The organism is Aquimarina muelleri DSM 19832, assembly GCF_000430665.1.
Classification (GTDB): Bacteria; Bacteroidota; Bacteroidia; order Flavobacteriales; family Flavobacteriaceae; genus Aquimarina; species Aquimarina muelleri.
Genome location: NZ_AUML01000003.1, coordinates 137,967 through 156,488 on the forward strand (window position 1 = coordinate 137,967; position 18,522 = coordinate 156,488).

Below are 18,522 nucleotides of genomic sequence, written 5' to 3' on the forward strand. Positions count from 1 at the left end.
TTTTTATCTGTTGTAATTTATTACACTTATTGTTTTATAATATGTATTTACTCAATAGTGTATGTATTTATTTTACTCCATATTTATCAAAAAGATACATAAAACTAGCCATAGTTGCTGCTCCTAGTTCTAGCTCCCGTTTGTTTACTGCATCAAAAGTATCATTTTTTGCATGATGATAATCAAAATAACGTTGCGAATCTGGTCGAAGCCCTGCTAAAACCATTCCTTCTTTTTTGAGTGGTCCAATATCTGCTCCACTACCACCTTTAGCAAAAAAGTGTATTAGATATGGTTCAAAAAGGGGTTTCCAACTTTGTACTTGCTCAAAATTATCTGCATTACAATCTAAAGAAAAGCCTCTTGGAGTAAATCCTCCTGAATCACTTTCTAGAGCAAATACGTGATTTTCTCCTTTATCTTTTGCTACTTGTGCATATTTTTTACCTCCTCGCAATCCATTTTCTTCATTCATAAAAAACACTACTCTAATAGATCTTTTTGGTTTATACCCTATTTCTTTAAATAATCGTAATACCTCCATAGATTGCACTATTCCTGCTCCATCATCATGAGAGCCATCTCCTAGATCCCAAGAATCTAGGTGTCCTCCTACTACCATATACTCTTTAGGGAATTCACTACCTGTTATCTCTCCAATTACATTATAAGATTGTACATCTTTCCATGTACGGCAATTCATATTAATATGAAACTTAACATTAGGGTCTAGTTTTAGCATAGAGCTCAATAGGTTTGCTCCTTTGGTACTAATTGCTGCTGCGGGAATTTTGTCTGTATCCTTAAGATCCCCGTAACTCATTGCTCCTGTATGGGGGTAATCGTCTAACCTAAGATTCATAGATCGTACTATAACTCCTATTGCGCCAAATTTAGCTGCTTCGGCTGCACCAGAGTATCTTTGATCTACACATCCTCCATATGCCATAAATGTTTCTATAACATCTGCTTGCATAGGGCGATTATAAAATACTATTTTCCCTTTTATTTTATCAATTCCTATTTTTTTAAGTTCATCTAAGCCTTTTACTTCAATAACCTGTGCTTTTATTCCTCCAATAGAGGTTGGAACAGACCCTCCTAAAGCACATACAGGCACATTTGTAGTTACCCCTGGTTCTGTCTCTATATATGCATATTCTGTAACACCTCTAGTCCATTTAGGAACCATAACTGGCTGTAACCACACTTTATCTATCCCTAACTCTTTTAATTCTTTTTCTCCCCACTCTACAGCTTTTTGTGCATTTAAAGATCCTGATAATCTTCCTCCTATCTGATTAGATAAATAGTCTAACCATTCATAACTTTTTCCGTTTAACAAAGAGGTATTATAGAGTTTTTTTAAGGTTATCGAATCTTCTTTACTATTATTTTGAGCAAAGCAATTAAGCGATAAGATTGCGAAAATGAGTATTATTATTTTTCTAGACATATTTTGTTTTTATTCTTTTTCTAATTGCTCTTTATATAATTCCAGATTAGCCTTTGTTTCATCATCTAATTCGGGTTCTTGTATATCTTTATATTCTTTTAGACTATCGTATATTGTTTTTGCTACAATATATCTTGCTACTGGCTTATCATCAGCGGGGACTATATACCATGGTGCATGTGGTACAGATGTTTTGTTTATGGCATCCTGGTAACAGTTTTGATATTGATCCCAAAGCTTTCTTTCTTTTAAATCTCCTGCTGAGAACTTCCAGTTTTTTTCTTTTTTTTCGAGCCTGCGAAGTAATCTATTTTTTTGTTCTTTTTTGGATAAGTGTAAGTAGAATTTATAAACTAAAGTACCATTTTGAGCAATATGTTTTTCAAAATTTCTGATTTGCTCAAAACGTGTATCCCAAAATGCATCGTCAATATCCTCTACTGAATTAATATTAGGGATATTCTCTCCCATTATATATTCTGGATGGACTCTGGTTACTAGAACATTTTCATAATGTGTCCTATTAAACACCCCAAATTTACCCCTCTGTGGCAAAGCAATATAATGACGCCATAGGTAATCGTGGCTACTTTCTAACTCGGTTGGCACTTTAAAACTATGCACAATGATTCCTCGAGTATTAAAATCTTTAAAGACTTCTCTTATCAAACTATCTTTACCCGAAGTATCCATTCCTTGAAGACATATCAAAACGGCATATTTATCATGTGCATACATGGTATCCTGAAGTTTCCCTAGTTTTTCTCGTACTTCTTCGAGTTCTTTCTCAATTTTATTTTCACTCTCTTCCAGATCAAAAGTGGTCGGTATTTTAGATAGTTCTATTGGAGTAACAACTTTAAAATCTTCGTGACTTATCTTCTTCATACAACAATTTGTGTTATTCTCGAAAGATACTAAAGTTTTCTATTCTCTAAAAAAATAGTTCGACCTTACATTTTTTTTAATTTAACCCGCTTTATGCAGTAGAACTTCGTAATGAAGCTTGAAAGCACCATAAACACAGTCATTTTCTTGATTTTAGCATAGCTCCGCTATGGTTAAAGTCAAGAACCTCGGAACAAGCTCGTGAGGTATGCTTCCGAAAATATATTTTGTTTTCGAGGAAAGCCTCGGAGAATTAAACTCCTCAATATGGATTAAAAAACGAAGCAAAGCGTCTGTATTTGTAGCAGCTACAACTTCGGTTTAGTTGGTAAACAAACTTGTTTAGATACTATTGCCAATTTTTACATATTAATTGTAATCGCTTAGATTTGTATAACAAGAGCTGTATGAAATGAGAGATTCAGGGAGAGGATTGAGGCAAAACCTCCTTGCCTACTCGATCACTGAACGTTGTACATCATACTCAAGAAACTGACTAAACAAAAATAAAACACCTAATGAATCATAGAATATTTGAACCACAACAGAATTTGGCAGAATGGATAAAATGCTATTGGACATTAGAAAGTGCTTTTGAAAATACGCCTTTAAGGAATACCATTATTCCAGATGGAACAATGAAACTAATTTTTCATTATGGAGATACTTACAAACATCACCCAAACGATAAAGAAAGTATAATTTTACCAAAATATTTTTTAATAGGTCAATTGACACGTCCGTATGTCGTAGAACCACTCGGTACTACTGGTTCTTTTATTGTTCGATTTCGACCCAACGGATTTTTACCTTTTGCAAACATAGATGTAAAAAAAATTCAAAATACAGCTGTACCACTAGATAAACTTTTTGGAAAAGATGGAGAAGAAATTGGAGAACAAATTTTAAATGCTAATTCTACTTCTGAAAGAATAGAGTTAATCGAAACATTTTTACTAAAAAGATTAATCGACAAAAATACTATTGACAATATTGTAAAATCTACAGTTGAAACAATTTTCAAAACTAATGGGCAATTTTCAGTAAATAAACATTCAAAGCAAAGCAATATTAACAGGAGACAATTAACCCGTAAGTTTTCGTCAACAATTGGATTAAGTCCTAAACAACTTTCCAAAACTATAAGAATTCAAAATACTCTGAAAACACTATTAAATAAAGAAGTTGCTAGTCTTACCAATTTAGCTTATGAAAATGAATATTTTGATCAAGCACATTTCATTAAAGATTTTAAAGAATTTACAGGACTAACTCCTAAAGAGTTTTATGGAGATGATTTAAAAATGTCAATGATTTTTGATAATATAGACTAACCTTGTCCCATTTTTACAATTTTATATTTTAATGTCATCTCATATTTGCATTATAATAACGCAATAAAATTGTAAAAATGAAAAACGTAAATCCTGTAAGCTGGTTCGACATCAATGTTTCAAACCTAAAGAATGCTAAAGAGTTCTATGAAACTGTTTTCAATATCAAACTTGTAGATTTTCCTATTGAGTTCGGTAAACAATCTGGTTTCCCTTTTGACCCAAAAGGTTTAAATATTACTGGTGCATTAGTAGAAAAGAAAGACTTTGCACCAAACAACAACAATACCATTATTTACTTTGAATCACAAGACTGTACAACTGAAGAAAATTTAGTTGAAAAAGCTGGAGGAAAAATCATTAGGTCTAAAATATCTATAGGGGAATTTGGTTTTGTATCTATCTTAATGGATAGAGATGGAAATACTATTGGACTATATTCAAAAAAATAATTTCTGGAAAGTACAAATATACAACGAGTAGGAAAAGAGGGATCCCCCCTAAACCTCCAATACCATTAAATTAACTGATAACCTAATCCCCTATGATAAAACATATCTGGATAATATCTTCTAATACGTCATAACCATTTTACAGCTAAGACCCGAATTCTTGTGAAGTGTTTACACTTGTTCAAAACCCATTTAAGAATTCGATGATAGAGTTAATAAAAAAACAGGTTTTAGTGGGTTACGCTTTATTTTTCCATAGCAATCAATCCTTATTAGAATTTAGCAGTAATGCCAAATCTTGTAAATTATATTAGGTTTTAGTATGAAGTTGCATACCTCTATAAGCTTCTTAAATATTCGACTCATTTTACAATCATATTGTAAAAAACATCCTCCTTTCTTTGGATGTGTACGGAAAATTTGTTTCAAAAAGTAAAATACCAGATGTTGTTCTTGATACTTCGATAGAAATATGACAGAATAAAGACATTAAAGAAGCTTATAGAGTTGATTTTACTATCCACAGGAAAAAAATATTAGAATAGAGACAATGACGAAGTTGAAACTTTTATATCAATTAAATAGCAAAAAAACACAGTAAAAATGTTTATCATAAACTTAACATATAAAACGAAACTTGAGATAATTGACTTTTATATAAAAGAGCATACAGCTTTTTTGGACGAACAATACAAATTGGGGAATTTTATTATTTCTGGACGAAAAACACCAAGAACTGGTGGGATAATATTATGCCAGGTTCATAATGAATTAGAACTAGAAAAAATCATACAAAAAGATCCTTTTAAAGTAAACGATTTAGCTGATTATGAATTAATTGAATTTGTACCAACCAAGGTTTTTGATGAAATTAAATTTTCAAAACTGATTTTTAAAATTAATAAGCAAAAATAAATGTTATTTATTATGGATATGAGAAATTCAAATAACCGAAATGTTATAATTACTCTTGAACAGGAATTATTAAATTCTATGAAGACTTGTAATGTCCAAAAATTAGACGAATTAATTCATGAAGATTTACTTTTCAATATACCTAATGGACAAACAATAAGTAAATCCATAGATTTGGATACCTATCGATTAAAAAGTATAAAAATAGATGAAATCTCGTCAAGCGAACAAGTTATTAATTTAATTGACTATACTGCAATTGTTTCTGTAATAATTGAGATGAGAGGAAAGTTTCAAAATCATATTCTTGATGGAAAATATCGTGTTTTACGAGTCTGGAAAAAAATAGATTGCAATTGGAAAATAATTGCTGGTAGCAGTATTTTTTTGTCAGAAGCCCCCTAGTTCATCAGGTTCGAATAGGTGTTATTCAATAAATGACGATATTAAATAATAGAATAGATTGTCTTTAGAAACTAAAACACCTCCTACATATATCGCTAGCTAAGACTCTCGAAACCCTATAGTATATTTACTTTCCCGCAACTTATTTTATGTCCCCTTCTATATATAACCTCTTCCCGTAGGTGTATTTATTATTCCCGTAAGTACAAAGACCCTTCCCGGCAGTTAGAAATGCTTTCCCAGCACTATAAAACCCCTTCCCGACGGTATAGTACCCCTTCCCGGCAATCAAAAGTATCGTCCTAGCTGCTGGGATCAAGTATATGGCAGGCTGAGGCGCCCTAAGCTCCTTTTTGGAGAGTATGGAGAGGTCAGTGCTATGTGTTATTCAAGTTACAGGTCATAAAAATGAGTGAATTTATCATTTTATAGCAAAACGAAATCTATTGGTAATAATCCTAATGCTAAATAGATCCCATACTTTAGTTTACCACGAGCTTGCTGAAGGGCTGGAATGACAAAAATTAGATATATCGTACTTAAAAAAACAACCGTTTTCTATGTACGGTTGTTTATCATTATAAACCTGTAAACAAACACAATATACCCTGTTACGGGTATTCTTTTGCGCTGGATTGTTAGGTAGTTTTGAGTACTATCTAAAACACTACAATCATGAAAAAAATTACACTTATTTTAATACTTAGTCTATGTTATCTCTTTTGCTGTAATGCCCAAGATTTACAATCAAGTTACATCTTCAACACAAACTATACTGATACAATCACAAAATTAAATTATAAAAAAGGATATAAAATTAAAGTAATAGATATTAAACCTGCGCTGGATGGCAATGAGAAAAAAGACAGCATTATATTTACTGTTAATAGATTTAAAATTGATACTTCAAACGAAAACAAAAAAGGAATTAAATTAAATACTCTTTTTTATGAAACAGAAAATAACTCTTCTATTCAACACATTATGGTTCGTGAAGTATTCAATAAATACACAGATCCTATCTATTCCTGTTTTAGAGGAGTTAGAGCTGGATTTTATACTATTCCATTTAAAATCAGAATAGATAATTTTGATTTTGAACAAAATATAAATTTTGGAATGAATATCGGCTTCCAATTTAGGTTTAATAAAAAAATTGAAGATAGCTGGTTATACGAACCTTCTATTGGAATAGGGATATCCTCTATAAATTTGAATAGTAAAAATAGTAATGTTTCAGAAGAAAGAACAGCTAGTGCTTTTAGTAGCTCTATAGGTCTTATTCTTCATTTTGACAAAAACATCAATATTGGTTTATTTTCAGGCATGGATTTTTTAGGAAATAGTGACATTGAAGCAGACTGGAAATACAACAAAAAAATATGGTTTGGTATTGGTGTCAATATAGGGTTTTCTCTTTCAGAAAGTAAAGGGGAAAGTTCAAATAATAAACCCGAATAGAATTACAATAATATTTAAACTACAAACAAAAAGCCACCATATTCTAAATAGAAATGGTGGCTTTTTATATGTTTTATACTAGATAAAAATTAATTCACTTCTGGTAAGAAATTATAATTCTTACTATAAAATAACATTTGTGAAACAAAATCTTCTGGTTGTGTAACCTCTATTTTTGTTATCTCTCCACTCTCGTTCATTTCAGGAACTAAAACAGGATTTACAAAACCACTGTACGGTGCAGATGTAAATTGCTTATTACGCTCTAATACTTCTGCATGAATCGCCTGATCTACTTTTACACCATATCCTTCTACTAATTCTTCTGCTGCTTTATAATCTCCTTCCGATTTAATACGTTGTGTTTCTCTTAATAATCGTCCAAAAATCTCTCTTAGTTTAGCATAATCCTTAATATCAAAATAGGTCTTACCATCTCTGGTAACTTTTTCTATTACATTATCCTTTTTTCCTTGCTCAAAAGCCCAGCCACTTACCCACTGGCGGTTACGCATGTGTGCTTCTTCTACATCATCCCCCAGGTTTAAACGTATTAATTGTGTCATTAAACCATTACGGATATATCCATCATAGGCAGCTTTTCCTGTTTTTTCCCAATCTTCAACCAATCCTAATTCTTGTAATTTTGGATCCATTAAATAGTATAATCCTACTAAATCTGCACGACCTTCTTCCATAGTAGAAGCATAGTTTTTTAACGTCTCTTTAGTTTCGCCTACTCCTGGATTTAATTGTCCAGATGCATGTCCTACTACTTCGTGTAAGGCAGTGTGCAGTTTATCTCCTAACTGTCCATATTTTTCTTCTAATACAAACTCTTCTTGATCATGAACAAACTCTTTTAAACGACCAGAACCACCAGCATTACTATATGCTTCCGTAATATTTCCTAAAGAAACAGATTTTGATCCTACTGCGGCTCTAATCCAGTTTGCATTAGGTAGATTTACTCCTATTGGCGTACTTGGCGAAGCATCTCCTGCCTCTCCTGCAACTGCTACCACTTTATAAGAAACTCCTACTACACTGTCTTTTTTGTGCTCGTCCATTAACGGAGAATTATCCTCGAACCATTGTGCATTTTCAGATAATACAGACATTTTTTGAGACATATCAAAATCTTTGATCTGTATGATACTCTCATAAGATCCTCTGTATCCTAATGGATCGTTATATACCTCGATAAAACTATTAATATAATCTATATTTCCTTCGGTAGCGGCTGTCCATGCTACGTTATAGTCATCCCAAGTTTGTAAATCCCCTGTTTTGTAATATTTTATCAACAAACCAAGAGCATCTCCTTGCGCTTTATTTTCTGCTACTCCTTGTGCTTTTTCTAACCACTTAACTATTTCGTCGATTGCAGAACCATATAACCCACCTGATTTATATACTCTTTCTTTAAGCGCTCCATTTTCTTTTACTAATTGAGAGTTTAAACCAAAAGATAATGGTTTAGCTGGATTAGGTGATTTCATTTTTCCGTAAAAAGAGGTTACATCTTTATTAGTTACACCTGGTCCATAAAAATTAACCGCAGATACTGCTACATTATCTACTCCTTTTGCTTGATTTACTTTTTTAGTGTCTGCCTCATCAAAGATTACTTCATACGCTTCTTTTGGCATCTCGGTACTTGTTGCAGCTAGTAGAGAACTTAAATAATCTTTACTGAATTCTGGTTTGATTTTATCATTACTATAGTGGTGATGGATACCATTAGAAAACCAAACTCTTTTTAAGTACGTTTCAAAAGCTTTCCATTCTTCTAAATTTTTATCTCCTTCATACGAAGTGTAGACTTTTTCTAACGCTTTTCTTATAGTAAGATTATGGCGATAGTTTTGATCCCACATAATATCTCTTCCGCTTAAACCTGCTTGCGTAAGATAATACACTAATTTTTGTTCTTTTAAAGTAAGATTTTCCCAACCCGGAATTTGATATCGTAAAACTTTTAAATCTGCAAACTGTTCTACAACATAATCAAATTTTTCCTCTGTTATCTCTTGTTTTTCTTCTTGATTATCGATTTGATCTTTAACCTTCGGATCTTTCTTACATGCTATCATTATACCAGAGATAGCTATAAAAAACACTATTTTATTAAGCTTCATTTGTTATATTTTATTGTTTTGACAAATGTAACAAAATAAAAGGATGTTAAAATTGTTTATATTAGCTGACCAAACAATATAAACTAACTAAAATGAAAATAGTAAAGTATTTATTTTTTCTATTATTATTAGTAATAATTGGTGGCGCTGTTTATATAGCTACTATAGATGGTGATTATCAAGTAGAAGAAAGCAGAGTAATAGATGCTCCTGATGAATTATTATTTAGTACTATTAATGAGTATAAAACATGGGACAAATGGGGACCATGGATGGATGAGTCTGACGACTTTATTATGGAATATCCTGAAAAAACAAGTGGTGAAGGAGCTTCTTATTCCTGGAAAAGTAAAACACAAGGAGATGGTAGAATGGAAACCAAAAAAGCTTCTCCTTTTAGTAGTATAGATCAAGGAATAACATTTATTACCCCTACGGGAGAAAGTAAAAGTGATGTATACTGGAAATTTGAAAAACTGGAAGGTAAAAAAACTAAAGTTACCTGGGGAATGAAAGGCACACAGTCTTTTATGGAAAAGGCTTTTTGGCTAACTCAGGATAGTACTCTATCCCAAGCGATAAAACCTATGTATTCTCGTGGGCTCGAAAAACTAGATGCCTTTGTAAATGAAAAAATGAAAAAATATTCTATCCATGTAGATGGTATAACCGAACATGGTGGAGGGTTTTATATGTATAGCGCTACAGCTTCCTCTATAACAATTATTCCTGAAAAAATGGCACAAATGCTACCTGCGGTAAGTACCTATATGAAGCAAAATAACCTTCCTCAAACAGGAATGCCTTTTACCTTATATAATGAATACAATGAAGAACAAGGAACAGCTATTTTTTCTACCGCTATCCCAACAAGAGATAAAGTAGTTACTCCAAAAGAAAGTTCTATTCTTTGTGATTTCTTACCAAGACAAAAAGTGGCTAAAACTACACTGAATGGGGATTATATAAATCTAAAAGAAGCATGGGAAGCCGCATATAAATATATTAACGAAAATAATCTGGAACTAAATACAGAGTCTGCTCCTTTTGAGGTATACCGTATAGATCCAGAATTACAACCAAATCCAGCAGAGTGGATAACTGAAATTTATATTCCAATAAAGTAAAGAAACTATTTGATACGCTACATTTTATATCTTAATAAAATGCAGCGTATCAAATTAAATAACACTATAAATTACACTTAAATCCTTCTCAAAGAGATTCTTTAGCAGTAACTAAGACCTAAGCAAAACATAGCTTTTAAATTATAATAATGAAACAGATATTTTTGGTATTTATTGGTGGTGGTACTGGCAGCATTGCTCGCTACCTTATTAGTAAATACCTTAATAACTCCTCTACAGGAATCCCTTATGGTACATTAACCGCCAATGTACTTGGTTGTCTTTTAATTGGTATTATCTTAGGCCTTTCTCTTAAAAACAATATCATATCTCAAAATACAGTTCTTCTTCTTGCAACAGGGTTTTGTGGTGGATTTACAACCTTTTCTACTTTTGCTTATGAAAACCATGTATTATTAAAGTCAGGAGATTTTATAAATTTCATTTTGTATGCAATAGCATCTCTGGTTATTGGGCTTCTTTTTGTTTTTTTAGGAATGTTTATTACCAAATAAACTATCCCATTTTTCTATTTATAATAACCTTTCCAAAAGGTTTATAAAAAAATTGAAGCAACTTACGCTCAGTAAAGTTAAATAAGTATTGAATTCTAAAGTCAGAAAATAAGATTAAGCACTACCTCTTAATATTTTATCTACAAAGTAGAGATAGACAACTCAAAGCCTTTTTGCTTTTATATTAGATGCTATTTAATATTATATAAAGTTTAGACTATTAAAAAACCTACAAATTTTATTTTAAAAATACGTATTGATTTTTTTTATAAACAACCTTTATTGTATATCGATTATTGTTTGAATTTACTGTAATAAAATGTTCTTACAATATTCTACCCCTTATCTCCTTCTTAGTTACCTTTCTTTTATATAGTTTTACACACTCAAAATTGAAATATTATTACGGATAACTAAAATTAATAATGAAAATAATGACTATCGCAAACTTTTTAAAAAGAGCTTCTCTTATAACTTTAACTTTTTTAAGTTTTCATACTATAGCACAAGAGGAAAAACAAAAATCAAACTTAGAAGAGTTATTCTCTAAAATCAACTTATCTGGATCTATAGACACTTATTATAGATATAATTTTGATGCTCCTAATAACAATTTAGTGGCTCCACAAACTTTTTTTGCTAATCAAAGTGGCTTTGCCTTAGGAATGGTAAATACCGTTTTAGCATATGAAGGAGAAAAAATTGGATTTGTCGCTGATCTTGTATTTGGAAAAAGAGGAGAAGAAGCTGTATTTAACTCTGAAGGAACATCACAAATCATCAATCAACTATATGTATATTGGCAAGTAAACCAAAATGTTAAGTTTACCTTTGGTAATTTCAATACTTATATAGGGTATGAAATGATTTCGCCTACTAACAACTTCAATTACTCCACATCTTATATGTTTACTTATGGTCCTTTATCTCATACTGGTCTAAAGGCTGATTTTAAGCTTAATAAAAAATGGTCTGCGATGCTTGCCATAATGAATCCATCGGATTATACCGATAGTAATCCTTTTGACACCTATATTGTTGGTGCGCAATTAGGATATGAAGTAGATAAACTTAGTACATATCTTAATTTTAGATATGGCAACGAAGGCTTTCCTGGAGAAGTAGGTCCTACTTTCCAAGCGGATCTTACTACAACTTGGAATTTAACAGAGGATTTTAAACTTGGTCTAAATACTACTTATGTAACTACTGAACCTGAAGAGAACGGAGATACTTCTGGATTTTATGGGGTTGCATTATACCCACAATATAAAACATCTGAAAAATTTTCTATTGGATTAAGAGGGGAATATCTATCTGTATATAACGATGGTCTCACAGATGTTATTGGTTTAGATAATCAAGGCGACGGAGATGTTATAGCTACTACCTTAACAGGAAATTATACTATTGGAGATCTAACTCTTATACCAGAACTAAGATTAGATACAACTTCTGAAGATTTTTTTATCAACAAGGACAGAAAGCCTACAAAAAACCTTTCTTCTTTTGTATTAGCTGCGGTATATAAATTCTAAAAAACAATTATAATGAGATCTAAGAAGAGGTTTTAAAAATCTAAATCTTTTCTTAGATCTTATTATTATTCTTCAATAAAATCACTTGTTTTCTGATTCGTTTTTAAATTTTTTGACTCCTACAGGAATCTTTATCTCCAAATGATTATCCTCTGGAGGAATAGGACAAGAATAACGGGGATTATATGCACAGTAAGGATTGTAAGATGTATTGAAATCAATCAAAACCGAATCTCCTTCAGGAATTTTGAGATCAATAAAACGTCCCCCAGAATAACTAGATTCTGCATTCGTTAAATCTGTAAATGGCAAAAACAGATATGTATCATATTGAGGTTCTGTTGTCAATCCTTGATTTTGATATACATTTAATATAAATACCTTAGATTGAAGTACAAAATGTACCTCACCATACTTTACATATAATGGTTCTGTACCTGTTGTTGTTTTCATAACAAAAGGAGTCTCGTAAGGAGTACGTACAAATTTTGCTGTAACACAAAATGAAGTATCTATTTTAAAAAAATCTAAGGATTTAAAACGCTCTAAATCTTTTGGTATAAGAGGCGAAGTTTCTTCAGATGTAAAATCTTTATTAAGCTCTTGCTGAAAAGATAATATCCTCTTTATGGCAGTAGAATCCTGAGCAAATAGATTGTTAATCAAGAAAATAAATAAAATTGATAATCGAAACACTTTCCTTTTTTTGCAAAAATACAATTTACAATTAGTTAACTAATTAATTTTGGTAAAATTGTACTCAAATAATAGATAAAAAATTACTTTTATCTATTATTTGGGTATAACTTATAAATTCTATACACATTGCTAAAAATTATACTTTCCTATTTTCAATCTTTTTCAGGACTATCCAAAGAAGTCTGGTGGCTAGCTTTAATTACTTTAATCAACAGAGCTGGGGCCATGGTTATTCCATTTCTATCATTATACTTAACTGATAATTTAGAATTTTCGTTACAACAAGTGGGTTGGATTATGACTAGTTATGGTTTAGGTTCTTTTTTAGGAGCTTGGCTTGGTGGTAAATTAAGTGATCAAATTGGATATTACAAAGTAATTCTAGGTTCTCTTTTTCTTACTGGTATTTCATTTATGGCAATCCAATACTTTACTAGTTTTTGGAGCATTTGCATTGGTTTTTTTGTGTTGATAGCTGTTGCAGATATGGCAAGACCAGCGTTTTTTGTTGCGTTAAGCGCATATAGTAAACCAGAAAACAAAACCCGATCCTTAACATTTATACGATTAGCTATTAATCTTGGATTTTCTGCTGGGCCTGCATTGGGTGGAGTAATTATAGCTACTATAGGGTATTATGGAATATTTTGGATAGATGGTATTACCTGTATTATTGCTGGGTTGGTAATGATACAAACTCTACACCCTAAAAAAGCTAAAATATTAGATCAAGAAGTAGTCATTAAAAACCCTCTAAAAGCTCATAAAGATGGTATTTATATTCTGTTTTTAATTGCATTAGCTTTATTTGGCTTCATATTTGTTCAATATTTTTCTACAATTCCTTTATACTATAAAAAAATACATCATTTATCGGAAGAAAAAATTGGTCTATTATTAGCAATGAATGGTGCACTAATATTCTTATTCGAAATGCCTTTGATTGCCTATTTAGAAAAAACAAATATAACTAAAATAGGAAATGTTGCAGGCGGATTTATACTTACTGGTATAAGTTTCGTTTTGTTTTTAATTACTCCTTGGGCAGGAATATTAATTATAGGAATGATTATAGCCACTCTAGGCGAAATGGTATCCTTTCCATTTGGAAACGCTTTTGCTTTAGACAGATCTAAAAAAGGAAGGCAAGGTGCATATATGGGGTTATACAGTATGTCTTTTTCTGCCGCACATATTTTTGGTCATAACTCTGGGATGCAACTTATCGATAAATTTGGCTTTAACAACACTTGGATTTTTATGGCTTTGATATCTGTTTTAGGAATATTTTTGCTATACGTTGTAAAACAAAAACTGAATAACGAAAAACTAGTATCAACTGACTCATGAATAACACATCCAATAAATAAAGGCGGTCATATTTATACATACTTACTATTGTATTAACTTCTGAATATACCAAGCAAAATCCTATACAAAGACATTATTTAAAAAGAAAGAAGTTTTTTAAAACTAGGTGTTCTACTCTATTCATACCACTTTAACTTTGAAATCGTGCGTATATAAATTGAATTCATTAGTGCTATTTCAAAGTTAAAATAATATTAGTCTTAAAAATTAAGCATAACATTTACTACAATTCATTTTTGTTATGAAGTAGAAATAAAAAAAGAGTGTTTTATTACGATAAATTCAAGGTGTAAATGGTATTATACGATTTACGAATAAAAATCTCGCATATAGTCGCATTCTTTTTCTACTATATTTTCTTCATAAAATGAAACAATAGCTATGGCTATTCTTTAATTTGATTCATCAATCTAGCGAAAAACCTTTGCAATTATTTATACGTAATTCTCATCCGTAAATCGTATTAAATCTAATTTCTTAAAAAAGAATATAAAAAATATTTTTTTAAGAAATTTTGATCGCTAAAGCTAGTTCATCTTTATAATAAATTACAATCAACGACTGAGACCTCTTCACTTTTTTCAATTAACTTATAATAATCATAAAAAAGCTCTTTTTCGCCGTACAATCTTTCTGCTATCATTTTTTTCTGTTTACATTTCCTAATTAATTCATTAGACTGCTTTATCGGATTGGATTCATTGGTATATTTTATACTACTAATAAACTCTACCCAAGGCTCTTGTCCCATTGCATATACATAAGCTTCCTTAGGGTTAAATATATCTATTAACGACATTCCTTTATCACAATCTGAACCAGAAAGTCTCCTGCTTTCGTCTTTATTTCTAGGCAAATTATCAGAAAGTAATGGCCCGTATAACCAAGTCATAGGTGCTCCATCACATTCCATCCCTAAAAACAGAATGTCTATATCTCCCATTTGTTGATGTACATGGTCATAAATCTTTGATTCCATCACTCTAGAATCTGCTACAAAAAGTAAAGAAAATCCTCCAAATTTAACATGAAAACATGTTTTAGCTCTAATATTAAGATCCGAATGTTCTCCTGTAAACGGAATACTCGTTATTGTGGCATCTTCAAAATTAACAGCATCCATTTCATCTACTTCCACAACGTTATTAAATCCAATATTTTGAAACATTAATTTAAGACTAGGATCTTGTAGTGCTCCCGAATTTGTTCTTGGTACAATGACATTTTTTGTTTTATGTCTTAATGGTAATAAGGTTTCGAATAATACATGATCTTGGTGATTGTGAGTAATTAAGATATAATCTATAACCTCAGGAAGGTCTATATCAGAAAAATGTGCTACATCTGTATCATAACCGTAATAACTTATTAATGGATCTACAAGAATACTTACATCTTTTGTTTCTACCAAAATACAGGCATGTCCAAAATATCGCATCCTTACTTTGTCTCCTGTATATTTTTGGTATTCTGGAGGCTTTTCCTCTGTAAAAAGAGTTTTAAAAAGTGATTCATCTTCTTCTTTTATCCCTAACAGTTCTTTTATGAAATCATATTGATTTCCGATTCGCTTCATTTTACTTAGAGCATCAATCCCTTCGTGTTTAAAAGGTATATCCAAGTGTAAAACATGATCTTCCTTTAATCTTGGAGTACTTAGACAAAATGGTCGTTCATCATTTTGAGTTACCCATAAAGATATACTCTGGGAAGCTGTATTATAATATTTACTTGAGTATAAAAAGTGTTCAAAAAATCTAAATGATGGATTATTATTAAGATCGTATATAAGTTCAACATATCCTTTTAATCGTTCAGGAACCTTATCATATAGTGGTTCTAATGACATTCCTTTATCATGAGATTTAAGTAATGCTTCTAATTCTAAAATAGATTCTGACAAAGCTATAAGCTCTGCTTGATTTTGTTTGGTTTGTTCTTTTAATTCTTTAACCTCATCTACACGTTTCTTATCAAAGTCCATAAAGGGTCCTCCTAACATTTTAGGGTTTTTTACCGCTATGGTATGTATTTCTGGTGCTTGTATGTAAGAATCAATAATTTTTAAATGCCGTCTGGTAACATTCATCGCAGCAGTTGCTGGGGATATTAGGTGTGCCCAAGCATACCATTTTTCTACCAAAGGCTCTATTACCACATTAGGTTTAAGATAAACTATATTGTTTTTCATATTTTATAAGTTTATTTTCAATAATTTTTACCACTTCTTTTTGATGATTATAAATAAAAAAATGATTTCCTGTAAATTCAATGACCTCTATAGGAGCTTGGGTTTCTTTCCCCCAAGCCATAGCATCAATTTTTGTAATGTTTTCATCTTTTCCTATCATTACTGTAATAGGAATATTTAAAAGAGATGATTGTTTATATTTATAAGTTGCTACCGCCTTAAAGTCTGATCGTAATATAGGTTCAAAAATATTCATCAAAGCATCATTATTCAAGACCTCTTCTGGGCTTCCTCCAAGTGTTCTTATTTTTTCAAAAAACTCTTTTCTTGGTAGGTCATGCTTAATAATATGTTTATCTCTTAAAGAAGGTGCTGTAGCTCCTGAAAAAAAAAGATGTTTAGGCTGATTGAGGTTTTCTTGAACTATTTTTTGGGTTATTAGATATCCCAATATACTTCCCATACTATGCCCGTATATAGCATAAGGGGTTTTTAAATTGTTTTTAATTTGATCAAAAACATCCTCTGCAATATCATAGACATTTGTTAAAAGTTTTTCTCTTATTCTTCGGCTTCTTCCTGGAAGTTCAATAAAAATGAAATTTAAAGAATCTGGTTCTATTTTTTTATAATCTAGATAAGAATACTGGTTACCTCCTGCAAAAGGTAGACAAAATACATTCATTATTACATCCGTATTTATTATTTTATTTTAAAAAATTACTATTAACTTAAGTTGATTAATCTGAAATGCGTCAGTCTGATTGATTGGATAGTATTTTTTCCGTTTTTAATTAACTAATTCTTTGTAAACAGAATCTAAAGGAGTCAAATTCTGTTAAGAATTTTGTGTCGAAAACCAGCATTTCAACACTAATAACTTATTCTCGATATTATTTTTCTCCATTTCAATACAAAAAATCATTCGAATTGGTGGTTTTTATGGTGCATCCAAATATTAATCGACTCCAAGCTATTATGCTATAAAGTCAAAATATGATTTATAGTATGGAAATATATATTTTGCTGGCACTTTGGCATTTAAACCTAACGATAGTAAAACATTATAATAAATATTAGGAAAAGATGCTCTTCCTGTTATGGAGTTTAGCAATCCTTTTCTAACCGTTTTTTTGGTATGCCAGTCAATGTTGAATGAAATTGAGCTTGTTAAACTTCTAACTTGATGAAAAGTTCCTGATGGCATATAAAGAATATCTCCATCTGACACTTTAAATCTAAGTGGTTTTGCTTCTTTATACTTAGGGTATTTTTCATAATCTGGTTTATCTGGATTAATTTTAGACCATTTCCATGCATATCTATAGCATTTATCCATGTCTTCTGGTAGTACTATCAAAAATTCTTTTGTTCCTGAAACTTGAAAAAACAAGTTATTGGTCAATAATGTATCAATATGCATAGGTGTTGAATTATTGGATGTTCCCATAAAAAAACAGATATAATTCCACCATTCATAAGAATACCATTTTGGAAATAAGTGTAATGGAAATGGTCCTATATCATGTCTTAATTCTGGCATTACCTGAAACAATGGAAAATCATGTAAGTAATATGGTGGTTTCCCTTTTTTTCCTGAAAGCTCATATGCTTGCATCAAAGCAACGTATTCTGACAATTTCATTGCTTCTACATTTCCTTTTTTTACATTTCCTTTTTTAGCAACAATACTTTGATCTGTATTTAGGTTACTAAAATATTGATTGCTCCAAATATTCTTAGCTGGCCATTCGTCCATTAATCCTTTAATGATTACTGGCTTGCATTTATTGACATATTCTTTATAAAATTTCTCTCTAGAGATATTATGCTCTACAGCTATTTCTGCATGAGCAGCTTCCTTACTAGGCTCTAAAATAGTATATCCCATTCTGATTTGTGATTATTGGTTTGTATTAATGAATTACGTTTTTGTGATTTATCTAAAAAAATGGTTTGAGATAGATGTTCATAATGTGAGTTCGATATAAAAGCTTAGAAGGTTATAAAAGCCGCCTACCTAATCAAG

16 protein-coding genes are annotated in these 18,522 nt (G+C 31.0%); 9 read left to right on the forward strand and 7 right to left on the reverse strand.

Annotation, left to right across the window (positions count from 1 at the left end):
- Window positions 1-67: 67 nt before the first annotated feature.
- Together H527_RS0103130 and H527_RS0103135 are read right to left on the reverse strand one after the other, a co-directional pair.
- Window positions 68-1,456: a M20/M25/M40 family metallo-hydrolase gene (locus H527_RS0103130; protein WP_027411352.1), complete on the reverse strand. Its 1,389-nt coding sequence runs from the start codon at window positions 1,454-1,456 to the stop codon at window positions 68-70.
- 9 nt (window positions 1,457-1,465) lie between these two features.
- Window positions 1,466-2,344 (reverse strand): PPK2 family polyphosphate kinase, encoded by an 879-nt coding sequence (locus tag H527_RS0103135; protein WP_027411353.1) that lies wholly within the window; start codon window positions 2,342-2,344, stop codon window positions 1,466-1,468.
- A 518-nt stretch (window positions 2,345-2,862) separates the two neighbouring features.
- Here H527_RS0103135 and H527_RS0103140 point away from each other — a divergent pair.
- From H527_RS0103140 to H527_RS0103160, 5 genes are all read left to right on the forward strand, one after another.
- Complete coding sequence (locus H527_RS0103140) at window positions 2,863-3,678, forward strand: helix-turn-helix domain-containing protein (protein ID WP_027411354.1); 816 nt, start codon at window positions 2,863-2,865, stop codon at window positions 3,676-3,678.
- Window positions 3,679-3,755: 77 nt separating this feature from the next.
- Complete coding sequence (locus H527_RS0103145; RefSeq protein ID WP_027411355.1) at window positions 3,756-4,130, forward strand: VOC family protein; 375 nt, start codon at window positions 3,756-3,758, stop codon at window positions 4,128-4,130.
- A gap of 603 nt (window positions 4,131-4,733) precedes the next feature.
- Entirely contained in the window at window positions 4,734-5,045 is a 312-nt protein-coding gene (locus tag H527_RS0103150; RefSeq protein WP_027411356.1) for a YciI family protein, read from the forward strand.
- Window positions 5,046-5,057: 12 nt separating this feature from the next.
- Window positions 5,058-5,450 (forward strand): nuclear transport factor 2 family protein, encoded by a 393-nt coding sequence (locus H527_RS0103155; RefSeq protein WP_027411357.1) that lies wholly within the window; start codon window positions 5,058-5,060, stop codon window positions 5,448-5,450.
- 675 nt (window positions 5,451-6,125) lie between these two features.
- On the forward strand, window positions 6,126-6,911 hold the full coding sequence (locus H527_RS0103160; RefSeq protein ID WP_027411358.1) for a hypothetical protein: 786 nt from the start codon (window positions 6,126-6,128) through the stop codon (window positions 6,909-6,911).
- A gap of 89 nt (window positions 6,912-7,000) precedes the next feature.
- On the opposite strand, the gene H527_RS0103165 is transcribed toward H527_RS0103160, so the two are convergent.
- Complete coding sequence (locus H527_RS0103165; RefSeq protein ID WP_027411359.1) at window positions 7,001-9,052, reverse strand: dipeptidyl-peptidase 3 family protein; 2,052 nt, start codon at window positions 9,050-9,052, stop codon at window positions 7,001-7,003.
- Window positions 9,053-9,144: 92 nt separating this feature from the next.
- On the opposite strand from H527_RS0103165, the gene H527_RS0103170 reads away from it, so the two are divergent.
- The 3 genes from H527_RS0103170 (at window position 9,145) to H527_RS0103180 (ending at window position 12,232) form a co-directional block, all read left to right on the forward strand.
- The gene (locus tag H527_RS0103170; protein WP_027411360.1) at window positions 9,145-10,179 is read left to right on the forward strand and encodes an SRPBCC family protein; all 1,035 of its coding nucleotides are present in this window, start codon (window positions 9,145-9,147) and stop codon (window positions 10,177-10,179) included.
- A gap of 149 nt (window positions 10,180-10,328) precedes the next feature.
- Window positions 10,329-10,694, forward strand: coding sequence for a fluoride efflux transporter CrcB (crcB, locus tag H527_RS0103175; protein WP_027411361.1), 366 nt, complete (start codon window positions 10,329-10,331; stop codon window positions 10,692-10,694).
- A gap of 434 nt (window positions 10,695-11,128) precedes the next feature.
- Entirely contained in the window at window positions 11,129-12,232 is a 1,104-nt protein-coding gene (locus tag H527_RS0103180; protein ID WP_035087276.1) for a porin, read from the forward strand.
- A gap of 81 nt (window positions 12,233-12,313) precedes the next feature.
- On the opposite strand, the gene H527_RS0103185 is transcribed toward H527_RS0103180, so the two are convergent.
- Complete coding sequence (locus H527_RS0103185) at window positions 12,314-12,928, reverse strand: DUF1684 domain-containing protein (RefSeq protein ID WP_027411363.1); 615 nt, start codon at window positions 12,926-12,928, stop codon at window positions 12,314-12,316.
- A gap of 129 nt (window positions 12,929-13,057) precedes the next feature.
- On the opposite strand from H527_RS0103185, the gene H527_RS0103190 reads away from it, so the two are divergent.
- Complete coding sequence (locus H527_RS0103190; RefSeq protein WP_027411364.1) at window positions 13,058-14,281, forward strand: MDR family MFS transporter; 1,224 nt, start codon at window positions 13,058-13,060, stop codon at window positions 14,279-14,281.
- A 559-nt stretch (window positions 14,282-14,840) separates the two neighbouring features.
- Here the strand turns inward: H527_RS0103190 and H527_RS0103195 are convergent.
- The 3 genes from H527_RS0103195 to H527_RS0103205 form a co-directional block, all read right to left on the reverse strand.
- Window positions 14,841-16,493 (reverse strand): MBL fold metallo-hydrolase, encoded by a 1,653-nt coding sequence (locus H527_RS0103195; RefSeq protein WP_027411365.1) that lies wholly within the window; start codon window positions 16,491-16,493, stop codon window positions 14,841-14,843.
- Complete coding sequence (locus H527_RS0103200) at window positions 16,468-17,178, reverse strand: thioesterase II family protein (protein ID WP_027411366.1); 711 nt, start codon at window positions 17,176-17,178, stop codon at window positions 16,468-16,470. Before H527_RS0103200 ends, H527_RS0103195 begins: the two co-directional genes overlap by 26 nt.
- A 291-nt stretch (window positions 17,179-17,469) precedes the next feature.
- Window positions 17,470-18,384: a cupin-like domain-containing protein gene (locus H527_RS0103205; RefSeq protein WP_051316610.1), complete on the reverse strand. Its 915-nt coding sequence runs from the start codon at window positions 18,382-18,384 to the stop codon at window positions 17,470-17,472.
- Window positions 18,385-18,522: the final 138 nt, after the last annotated feature.

Excerpts from the sequence above, each read along its gene's own strand:
- H527_RS0103135 (WP_027411353.1), bottom strand. The coding sequence starts at position 2,344 with ATGAAGAAGATAAGTCACGAAGATTTTAAAGTTGTTACTCCAATAGAA.
- H527_RS0103180 (WP_035087276.1), top strand. The coding sequence starts at position 11,129 with ATGACTATCGCAAACTTTTTAAAAAGAGCTTCTCTTATAACTTTAACT.
- H527_RS0103155 (WP_027411357.1), top strand. The coding sequence starts at position 5,058 with ATGGATATGAGAAATTCAAATAACCGAAATGTTATAATTACTCTTGAA.
- H527_RS0103150 (WP_027411356.1), top strand. The coding sequence starts at position 4,734 with ATGTTTATCATAAACTTAACATATAAAACGAAACTTGAGATAATTGAC.
- H527_RS0103170 (WP_027411360.1), top strand. The coding sequence starts at position 9,145 with ATGAAAATAGTAAAGTATTTATTTTTTCTATTATTATTAGTAATAATT.
- crcB (WP_027411361.1), top strand. The coding sequence starts at position 10,329 with ATGAAACAGATATTTTTGGTATTTATTGGTGGTGGTACTGGCAGCATT.
- H527_RS0103130 (WP_027411352.1), bottom strand. The coding sequence starts at position 1,456 with ATGTCTAGAAAAATAATAATACTCATTTTCGCAATCTTATCGCTTAAT.
- H527_RS0103145 (WP_027411355.1), top strand. The coding sequence starts at position 3,756 with ATGAAAAACGTAAATCCTGTAAGCTGGTTCGACATCAATGTTTCAAAC.
- H527_RS0103140 (WP_027411354.1), top strand. The coding sequence starts at position 2,863 with ATGAATCATAGAATATTTGAACCACAACAGAATTTGGCAGAATGGATA.
- H527_RS0103165 (WP_027411359.1), bottom strand. The coding sequence starts at position 9,052 with ATGAAGCTTAATAAAATAGTGTTTTTTATAGCTATCTCTGGTATAATG.
- H527_RS0103200 (WP_027411366.1), bottom strand. The coding sequence starts at position 17,178 with ATGAATGTATTTTGTCTACCTTTTGCAGGAGGTAACCAGTATTCTTAT.
- H527_RS0103195 (WP_027411365.1), bottom strand. The coding sequence starts at position 16,493 with ATGAAAAACAATATAGTTTATCTTAAACCTAATGTGGTAATAGAGCCT.
- H527_RS0103160 (WP_027411358.1), top strand. The coding sequence starts at position 6,126 with ATGAAAAAAATTACACTTATTTTAATACTTAGTCTATGTTATCTCTTT.
- H527_RS0103205 (WP_051316610.1), bottom strand. The coding sequence starts at position 18,384 with ATGGGATATACTATTTTAGAGCCTAGTAAGGAAGCTGCTCATGCAGAA.